This window comes from Xenophilus sp., from assembly GCF_044462705.1.
GTDB classification, from domain to species: domain Bacteria; phylum Pseudomonadota; class Gammaproteobacteria; order Burkholderiales; family Burkholderiaceae_C; genus Xenophilus; species Xenophilus azovorans.
In genome coordinates this window covers 1-9,504 of record NZ_JBIQNC010000184.1, presented here as the reverse complement: position 1 = coordinate 9,504, position 9,504 = coordinate 1, and the positions used below count along the sequence as shown (strand labels likewise).

The following is a 9,504-nucleotide window of genomic DNA, read 5'->3' as shown; positions in this document are numbered from 1 at the left end:
GTGTGGTAGCCGGTCACGCGCTCGACCTCGTTCTTGGAACCGAGGAACACGGCCACCCGTTCGTGCAGCTTGGTGGGCTGCAGGTCGAGGATGCGTTCGCGGCCGTTGGTGGCGGCGCCGCCGGCCTGCTCGACCAGCCACGCCATGGGGTTGGCCTCGTACATCAGGCGCAGCTTGCCCGGCTTCTCGGGCTCGCGCTTGTCCCAGGGGTACATGAAGACGCCGCCGCGCGTCAGGATGCGGTGCACGTCGGCCACCATGCTGGCGATCCAGCGCATGTTGAAGTCCTTGCCGCGCGGGCCTTCCCGGCCGGCCAGGCATTCGTCGATGTAGCGCTTCACGGGGGCGTCCCAGTGGCGCATGTTGCTCATGTTGATCGCGAATTCCTTCGTGTCGGCGGGAATGCGCACGTGTTCCTGCGTCAGCACGAAGCTGCCCTGCTCGCGGTCGAGCGTGAACATCGCCACGCCGTCGCCCACGGTGAGCACCAGCGTGGTCTGCGGGCCGTAGACGCAGTAGCCGGCGGCCACCTGCTTGGCGCCGGCCTGGAGGAAGTCGGACTCCTGCACGCCGGGCTGCTCGTCGGGCTTCTTGAGCACGCTGAAGATGGTGCCGATGCTGACGTTCACGTCGATGTTGCTGGAGCCGTCGAGCGGGTCGAACAACAGCAGGTATTCGCCCTGCGGGTAGCGGTTGGGCACGACGTAGATGCTGTCCATCTCCTCGCTGGCCATGGCCGCGAGGTGGCCGCCCCATTCGTTGGCCTCGATCAGCACCTCGTTGGCAATGATGTCCAGCTTCTTCTGCACCTCGCCCTGCACGTTCTCGCTCTCGGCGGTGCCGAGCACGCCGCCCAGCGCGCCCTTGTTGACGGCCTGGCTGATGCTCTTGCAGGCGCGCGCCACCACTTCGAGCAGCAGGCGCAGCTGGGAGGGGATGAGCCCGTCGACGCGCTGCTGCTCGACGAGATAGCGGGTCAGGGAGACTTTGGATGCCATGCGTTTCGTTCCTCGGCGGATGTCAGTTCGAGAGCGCGCGGGTGACGACCTCGAGGGTGTCCTTGCTCAGTTCGGGCCGGGCGGCCACGCGGGCGATGGCCTCGCGCGCGGCGCTGCGGTAGGGCTCGGCCAGCTTGCTCCAGCGGTCCATGGCGCGCGCCAGGCGGGCGGCCACCTGCGGGTTGATGGCGTCGAGCTCGATCACGCGCTCGCTCCACCACACGTAGCCGGCGGCGTCGGGGCGGTGGAAGGCGCCGGGATTGGCGCTGCAGTAGCTGAAGATCACGCTGCGCGCGCGGTTCGGGTTCCTGATGGAGAAGTCCGGATGCTTCATCAGCTGCTTGACCAGCGGCAGCACGTCGCCGCCGCCGTCGGGCGCGCCGGCCTGCAGGGCGAACCACTTGTCGATGACCAGTGCCTCGTCCCTGAACATGGCGTGGAAGCGCACCAGCGCCTGCTGGGCCAGCGCATGGCCCGAGACCACCAGCGCCGAAAGGGCGTTGAAGCGGTCGGTCATGTTGCCCGCGTCCTTGAAGCGCTGCAGCGTCTTGCCGGGCCACACGGTGTCGCCCGACGCGCGCGCGGCGATGCACAGGTGCGTGAGCGCCATGCCGGCCAGCGCGCGGCGGCCGGCCGAAGCCGGGTCGGGCCGGTAGGCGCCGGTGTCCTTGTGCTCCTCGTAGGCCCAGGCCCAGTCGGGCGCCAGCGCAGTGGCGAGTTGGGTGCGCATGGCCTCGCGCACCACGTGCACGCGCTGCGGGTCGACCACGGCGAGCTGTTCGGCGATGTAGGTCTCCGAGGGCAGCGTGAGCACCAGTTCCTTGAAGGCGGCGTCCAGCGTGGGGTGGCGCAGCACCTGCCGCATCGCCTCGACGAAGGCCTCGCCCAGCACCGGCGTGCCGGGCACGGGGACGCCCTCGATGGCCGCCAGCGCGGCGCGCAGCGCCAGGCGCTGGCCGGCCTCCCAGCGGTTGAACGGGTCACTGTCGTGCGCGAGCAGGGCCAGCAGCTGCGCGTCGCCGTAGTCGAAGTCCAGCACCACCGGCGCGCTGAAGCCGCGCAGGATGGAGGGCACGGGTTCGGTGTCGATGTTGGTGAAGGTGAAGCGCTGCGCGGCCTCGGTGAGCACCAGGGTGCGCGTGCCCGCCACGGCCGGGCCGCCGTCGTCGAGCTGCAGCGGTAGATCTTGCCCGTCGGGCCCGAGCAGGCCCAGGTTGACGGGGATGACGAAGGGTTGCTTGTCGCCCTGGCCCGGCGTGGGCGGGCAGTTCTGCGCGAACTCCAGCGTGTAGGTGCGGGCCGCCGCGTCGTGGTGGCCGCGCACCGCCACGCGCGGCGTGCCCGATTGGCTGTACCAGCGCTTGAACTGCGGCAGGTGGCGGGCCAGCGCGCTCTCGGGGTTGGCGTCGGCGATCGCCTGGGCGAAGTCGTCGCAGGTGACGGCCTGGCCGTCGTGGCGCTGGAAGTAGAGCGTCATGCCGCGGGCGAAGCCCTCGCGGCCCACCAGCGTCTGCATCATGCGCACCACCTCCGCCCCCTTCTCGTAGATGGTGACGGTGTAGAAGTTGCTGATCTCGATGTAGCTGTCGGGCCGCACCGGGTGGGCCATCGGGCCGGCGTCTTCCGGGAACTGGGCGGTGCGCAGCACGCGCACGTCCTCGATGCGCTTGACGGCGCGCGCCGACGCGTCGGCGCACAGGTCCATGCTGAACTCCTGGTCGCGGAAGACCGTGAGGCCCTCCTTGAGCGAGAGCTGGAACCAGTCGCGGCAGGTGACGCGGTCGCCCGTCCAGTTGTGGAAGTACTCGTGGCCCACCACGCTCTCGATGTTGGCGTAGTCGGCGTCGGTGGCGGTGGCCTGGCTGGCCAGCACGTACTTCGTGTTGAAGATGTTCAGGCCCTTGTTCTCCATCGCGCCCATGTTGAAGTCGCTGGTGGCGACGATCATGAAGCGGTCCAGGTCGAGGGCCAGGCCGAAGCGCGACTCGTCCCACACGATGGAGTGCACGAGCGAGTTCATCGCGTGCTCGGTCTTGTCCAGGTCGCCGGCGCGCACGTAGACCTGCAGCAGGTGCTCCTTGCCGTTGCGGGCCTTCACGCGCTGCTCGCGCGCGACCAGCTTGCCGGCCACCAGGGCGAACAGGTAGCTGGGCTTCCTGAACGGGTCGGCCCAGCGCGCGAAGTGGCGGCCTTCGGGCAGGTCGCCGTGCTCGACCAGGTTGCCGTTGGACAGCAGCACCGGGTAGGCGGCCTTCTCGGCGCGCAGCGTCACCGTGTAGCTGGCCATCACGTCCGGGCGGTCCAGGAAGTAGGTGATGCGGCGGAAGCCCTCGGCCTCGCACTGGGTGAAGAAGGTGTCCTGGCTGACGAACAGGCCCATCAACTGGGTGTTCTTCGCCGGGCAGCAGGTGGTGAAGACTTCCAGCTCGAAGCGGTCGGGCAGGCCGTCGAGCACGAGCTGGTCGTCTTCCATGCGGAAGGAGGCGCCCTGGCCGTCGACCAGCACGCGGGCCAGGTTCAGCTCGTCGCCGTCCAGGCGCAGCGGCTCGGCCGGCACGTCGGGGTTGCGGCGCATCTGCATGCGGTTGAGCACGCGGGTCTTGGCCGGATCGAGGTCGAAGGTCAGGTCGACGGTGTCGATCCAGTACGCCGGCGGGCGGTAGTCCTCGCGGCGGATGGCCACGGGCTGGGCTTGGGCGTCACGCGAGAGCAGCATCGAGCGTCTCCAGGAAATTCGATCGGGCGAGTTGGTGGTAGTCGCGCACGGCGGCGATCACGTGCGCGCCGGCGAGTTCGGCGGAGGAGTGGCTGCTGCACACGGCGACGGCGCGCATGCCGCCGCGGCGGGCAGCCTCGATGCCGAAGGGCGCGTCCTCGAAGACGATGCAGCGCTCGGGGCGGACGCCGATGCGGCGCGCCGCCTCCAGGAAGATGGCGGGCTCGGGCTTGCCGGCCAGGCCCTCGTCGCCGCCGACGATGGCCAGCGGCAGCGGGTCCATCTTCAGGCGCGACATGGCGAAGGCGATGTTGTGCCGGTCGCCGGCGGTGCCCACGGCGATCTTCAGGCCGCGCTGCGCCGCCTGCCGGGCGAAGTCCGTGAAGCCCGCCACCTCGGTGAAGGTGGCGTCGAACAGCTCGCGGTAGATGACTTCCTTCTCGTGGACCAGCGCCAGGCACTCGTCGTCCGCCAGTTCGCGCTCGAACACCTCGCGCATGCACTCGGTGCCGGTGCGGCCGGTGGTGCGGCGCAGGATCTCGTCGGCCGGCATCGCGATGCCGTGGCGCCGCGCGAACTCCACCCACGACTTCGCATGCCAGGGCATGGAGTCGATCATGGTGCCGTCCATGTCGAAGATGAGGGCTTCCGCTTTCATGGTCAGACGCCCTGCTTGAGCGACGCCTCGATGAAGGCATCCAGGTCGCCGTCCAGCACCTTCTGCGTGGCCGAGATCTCGACGTTGGTGCGCAGGTCCTTGATGCGGCTGTTGTCCAGCACGTAGCTGCGGATCTGGTGGCCCCAGCCGACGTCCGTCTTGGAGTCCTCCAGCTTCTGCTGCTCTTCCTGGCGCTTGCGCATCTCGTGGTCGTACAGGCGCGAGCGCAGGCGTTTCCAGGCCACGTCGCGGTTGCTGTGCTGGCTGCGCCCGTCCTGGCACTGCACCACGATGCCGGTGGGGATGTGCGTCAGGCGCACCGCCGAGTCGGTCTTGTTGATGTGCTGGCCGCCCGCGCCCGAGGCGCGATAGGTGTCGGTGCGCACGTCGGCCGGGTTGATCTCGATCTCGATGGAGTCGTCGATCTCGGGGTACACGAAGATGCTGGCAAAGCTGGTGTGGCGCCCGCCCGAGGAGTCGAAGGGCGATTTGCGCACCAGGCGGTGCACGCCGGTCTCGGTGCGCAGCAGGCCGTAGGCGTACTCGCCCTCGATCTTGATGGTGGCGCCCTTGATGCCGGCCGTGTCGCCGGGCGATTCGTCCTCCACCGTGGTCTTGAAGCCCTTGCGCTCGGCGTACTTCAGGTACTGGCGCATCAGCATGCTGGCCCAGTCCTGCGCCTCGGTGCCGCCCGCGCCGGCCTGGATGTCGAGGAAGCAGTTCAGCGGATCGGCCGGGTTGTTGAACATGCGGCGGAACTCGAGCGCCTCGATTTCCTTCTGCAGCTCGGCCGCGTCGTCGGCGATGGCCTGCAGCCCGGCCTCGTCGCCTTCCTCCCGGCTCATCTCGTAGAGCTCGGCGTTGTCGGCCAGCTCACGGCCCAGGCGCTCCAGCACGAGCACCACGCCGTCGAGCGCCTTCTTTTCCTTGCCCAGCTCCTGGGCCTTCTTCGGATCGTTCCAGACCGCCGGGTCTTCCAGGGCGGCGTTGACGGTTCTCAGTCGTTCGGCCTTGGCATCGTAGTCAAAGATACCTCCGCAGGTCGACCGCGCGCGTGCTCAGGTCTTCCAGGGTGGTGCCGATCTGGTTGATGCGTTCTGCGTCCATGGTGTGCGTGTCCTGTGGTCCCGAAAGGGAAAACCCGCGATTTTCTCATGCACCGCGTCCGTGGCGCCGCGGTTCAGGCGCCGGCGAGGAATTCCTCGATCAGGCCTGCCACCCGCCCGGGCTGGTCGTGGTGCAGCATGTGGCCGGCGTCCTTCACGCGGGCCAGGCGCACGTCGCGCACCGACCGCAGGCGCTGCTGGAATTCCTCCAGCGTGTAGCGCCGCTTCCACCAGCCCGAGAGGCTGTCGTCGCTGGCCACCACCGTCAGCACCGGCGCCTCGATCGCGGCGTACAGCGCCAGCATCTCGTCCACGCGGAAGATGTTGGCGTTGACCACCTTGTGCGCCGGGTCGCCGAGGATGCGCCAGCGCTCGCCGCCGTCCTCCCGGGGCGTGGCGCGCGCCCACTGGCGGGCCAGCCAGTCGGCCTTGTCCTGCGTGAGGCGCGGGTTGGTCTTCATCAGGCGGCGCGCCACGCCGTCGGCGGCGCCGTAGTCGGCCAGCGCCATCTCGCCGGCGTGCAGGCGCTTGAGCTCGTCGATCCAGCGCCCGTAGCGCCCGGGCGCCTCGTCGGCGCGGAAGGCGGGCATGCCGAAGCCCTCCAGGTTGACGATGCGGCGCATGCGCTGCGGCCGCACGCCGCCGTAGTGCATGACGACGTTGCCGCCCATGCTGTGGCCCACCAGGTCCACCGGCCGGTCACCGGCGTAGTGGTCCAGCAGCCAGTCCAGGTCGGCCAGGTAGTCGGGCATCCAGTAGTTGTCGACGCCGCCGCCTTCGGTCAGGCCGAAGCCGCGCCAGTCGGGCGCGACGACGAAGCGCTCCTCGCGCAGCGCGTCGACCACGAACTGCCACGAGGCGCCGACGTCCATCCAGCCGTGCAGCAGCACCAGCGGCGGCCGGGCGGCGGAGGGCTCGCCCCAGGTCAGCACGTGGTAGCGCAGGTTGCGCACGGGGATGAACTCGGAGCGGGCAGGGCGGCGGGGCTGATACATGGGTGCGATTATTCGCGCCTGTTTTCGCGGTGCCGGCAGGCGGGCTGGTGTTAACCCGAGGCTGTCTGTGCGTGATGCGCCGCATCAGAAACAATGATTGGCCGCCCTTGTTCGGCTTGTCCTACAGTGCCGCACCCTATCCTAAAACAAAAGGAAACAAAGGCATGACGATGCAACGCACCCAAGGATGGCTCGCGGCAGCCCTGGCCGCTAGCGCGTTTGCCATGGCGCTGCCGGCCGGCGCGGGCACGGTGACGGTGCTCACCTCCTTCCCCAAGGAGCTGACCACGGCTTACCAGAAGGCCTTCGAGGCGGCCAACCCCGGCATCAAGATCGAGATCCTGAACAAGAACACCACCGCTTCCGTCGCCTACGTGCGCGAGCTCCCCGAAGGCCAGCGCCCCGACGTGATGTGGGCCAGCGCGCCCGACGCCTTTGAGGTGCTCTCCAGCTTCAATCTGCTGCAAAGCGCGCCCGAGGTGGTGAACAAGGACGCGCCGGCCAAGATCGGCAACTACCCGCTCAACGACCCCAAGGGCATGTACTACGGCCAGGCGCTGGCGGGCTACGGCATCTCGTGGAACGCGCGCTACCTGAAAGCGCACAAGCTGACCGAGCCCAAGGAGTGGAGCGATCTGACCCGGCCGGAATACTTCGGCCACATCGCCATTTCCTCGCCCTCGCGCTCGGGCACCACGCAGCTGACGGTGGAGACCATCCTGCAGGGCGAAGGCTGGGACAAGGGCTGGTCGCAGCTGCTGCAGATGATGGGCAACGCGGCCGCGGTGACCGACCGCAGCTTCGCCGTGCCGGACGGTGTGAACAATGGCCAGTACGGCATCGGCATCGTGATCGACTTCCTGGCGCTGGCGGGCAAGTACTCGGGCTATCCGGTGGATTTCGTCTACCCCAGCATGACCGCTGTGGTGCCCGCCAACATCGCGCTGATCGCCGGGGCCAAGAATCCGGACGAGGCCAAGAAGTTCATGGCCTACACCATGTCGGTGCCCGGCCAGCAGATCCTGTTCGAGCCCAAGATCGGACGCCTGCCCATCCTGCCGTACGGCCTGCTCAAGCCCCCGGCGGGCTACCCGGTGCCGCAAGATATCGCCAAGCGCGCCAAGGTGCAGTTTGATTCGCAGCTCTCGGGTGCGCGCTATCCGGTGGTCATCAGCCTGTTCGACCAGATGGTGACCTTCCGCCTGAAGGAATTGCAGGCGGCCACCAAGGCCATCCACGAGGCCACGCACGCTCTCAAGGCCAAGCCCAACGCCAAGGGCAGCGAGCTGCTGGCGCAGGCGCGCAGCCTGGCCTACACGCCGCTGGTGGGCGCGGAGAACGTGAAGAACACCGAGTTCCTGGAGCTGTTCCGCAAGAGCCGGCGCGACGTGGCCGTCTCCAAGCAGCTCACCGGCCTGGAGCAGATGTGGTCCGACAAGGCGCGAGCCAACTACGAGCGCGCACGCGAACTGGCCGAGCAGGCGCGGGGCCTGGCTCGCTGACCACACGCCGCCGCCGCCATGCAAGTCACCGCGCTGCGGCCCGGCGTTGCCGGGCCGGGGCCGTGGATCGCTTTCGGGCTGATCCTGGCCTTTCTGCTGGTCTTCCTGATCCTGCCTGTCGGCACGGTCATCTACACCGCCTTCGTCAACGAGGGTGGGGTGCTGACGCTGGGGCATTTCACCAACTTCTTCGGACAGGGCCTTTTCCGCGAATCTTTCTTCAACAGCCTGTGGGTGGCGCTGGCGGCGACCTTCTTCGCCAGCGTGATCGCAGTGCCGCTGGCCTACCTGACGGTACGCTTCGAGTTCCGAGGGGCGCTGCTGATCCAGACGCTGGGCGTGCTGCCGCTCATCATGCCGCCCTTCGTGGGCGCGGTGGCGCTGCAACTGATCTTCGGGCGCAGCGGCTCGGTCAACCTGCTGCTGAGTGACTGGTTCGGCTTCACCGTCCCCATCATGGACGGGCTGGTGGGCGTGACTTTCGTCGAGAGCATCCACTACTTCCCCTTCATCCTGCTCAACCTGGTGGCGGCCATGCGCAACATCGACGGCGCCATGGAGGAGTCGGCCCTGAACCTGGGTGCGCGCGGCTGGCGCCTGTTCCGGCGCGTGATCTTCCCGCTGGCCATGCCGGGCTACCTGGCCGGCGCGGCGCTGGTGTTCGTGAAGGTCTTCGACGACCTGGGCACGCCGCTGGTGATGGGTGTGACCAACATGCTGGCCCCGCAGGCCTACCTGCGCATCACTTCGATGGGCATCGACGATCCGCTGGGCTACGTCATCAGCGTCATCATGATCGGCTTTTCCATCCTGGCACTGTGGATGGCCGCGCGCGTGATGAAGGGCAGGGACTACGCCACGCTGCAAAAGGGGGGCAGTGCGCTGCGAAAGCGCCGCCTGGGCGCCTGGGAGTCGGTGCTGGCCTACGGCTGGATCGTGTTCGTGCTGCTGGTCACGCTGGCGCCGCACATCGGCATCCTGCTCATGTCCTTCTCCAAGGTCTGGAGCTTCTCGGTGCTGCCCGATGCCTACACGCTGGAGCACTACGCCACGGTGTTCAGCGACGCCGGCGGCATGATCGGCAACACGCTGCTCTATTGCGTGCTGGCTGCGGGGCTGGACGTGGTGATCGGCATCGCCATCGCCTATCTGATCCTGCGCACGCGGCTGCCCGCGCGGCAGTGGCTGGACTACCTGGCCTCGGCGGCACTGGCCATTCCGGGGCTGGTGCTGGCCATTGGCTACCTGCGCCTGTTCAGGGGGGTGGAGCTTCCGTTCACCGACACGCCCCTGATCAGCACCTGGGTGCTCATCATGCTGGCCTACGCGGTGCGGCGCCTGCCTTATGCGCTGCGCTCGTGCATGGCGGCGCTGCAGCAGGTGCACGTGTCGCTTGAAGAGGCCGCACAGAGCCTGGGGGCCACGCGCATGTCCACCATCCGCCGCGTGATGGTGCCGCTGATGGCGGGCGGCATCCTGGCGGGCTTCGTCACCAGCTTCATCACGGCGGCGGTGGAGCTGTCGGCCAC

Annotated in this window: 7 protein-coding genes; 2 read left to right on the top strand and 5 right to left on the bottom strand. The window is 68.3% G+C overall.

Features of this window, described 5'->3' with window-relative positions:
- The 5 genes from ACIY1X_RS21085 to ACIY1X_RS21065 form a co-directional block, all read right to left on the bottom strand.
- A partial coding sequence (locus ACIY1X_RS21085) for a class 1 fructose-bisphosphatase (RefSeq protein ID WP_399684369.1) occupies window positions 1-998 on the bottom strand: 998 nt, incomplete at its 3' end.
- Window positions 999-1,020: 22 nt separating this feature from the next.
- Window positions 1,021-3,714: an aminopeptidase N gene (pepN, locus tag ACIY1X_RS21080; protein WP_399684366.1), complete on the bottom strand. Its 2,694-nt coding sequence runs from the start codon at window positions 3,712-3,714 to the stop codon at window positions 1,021-1,023.
- The gene (locus ACIY1X_RS21075) at window positions 3,698-4,372 is read right to left on the bottom strand and encodes an HAD family hydrolase (RefSeq protein WP_399684363.1); all 675 of its coding nucleotides are present in this window, start codon (window positions 4,370-4,372) and stop codon (window positions 3,698-3,700) included. The genes pepN and ACIY1X_RS21075 overlap by 17 nt, the downstream gene beginning before the upstream one ends.
- 2 nt (window positions 4,373-4,374) lie before the next feature.
- A protein-coding gene (gene prfB, locus ACIY1X_RS21070; protein ID WP_399684361.1) for a peptide chain release factor 2 occupies window positions 4,375-5,479 on the bottom strand; the annotation gives its coding sequence in 2 pieces (ribosomal slippage) (window positions 4,375-5,397 and window positions 5,399-5,479; 1,104 coding nt in all).
- Between the two features lie 73 nt (window positions 5,480-5,552).
- Window positions 5,553-6,473: an alpha/beta fold hydrolase gene (locus tag ACIY1X_RS21065; RefSeq protein WP_399684358.1), complete on the bottom strand. Its 921-nt coding sequence runs from the start codon at window positions 6,471-6,473 to the stop codon at window positions 5,553-5,555.
- Between the two features lie 170 nt (window positions 6,474-6,643).
- On the opposite strand from ACIY1X_RS21065, the gene ACIY1X_RS21060 reads away from it, so the two are divergent.
- Both ACIY1X_RS21060 and ACIY1X_RS21055 read left to right on the top strand, forming a co-directional pair.
- Window positions 6,644-7,975 (top strand): ABC transporter substrate-binding protein, encoded by a 1,332-nt coding sequence (locus ACIY1X_RS21060; RefSeq protein WP_399684371.1) that lies wholly within the window; start codon window positions 6,644-6,646, stop codon window positions 7,973-7,975.
- 18 nt (window positions 7,976-7,993) lie between these two features.
- On the top strand, window positions 7,994-9,504 hold a 1,511-nt coding region (locus ACIY1X_RS21055; protein ID WP_399684356.1), incomplete at its 3' end, for an ABC transporter permease.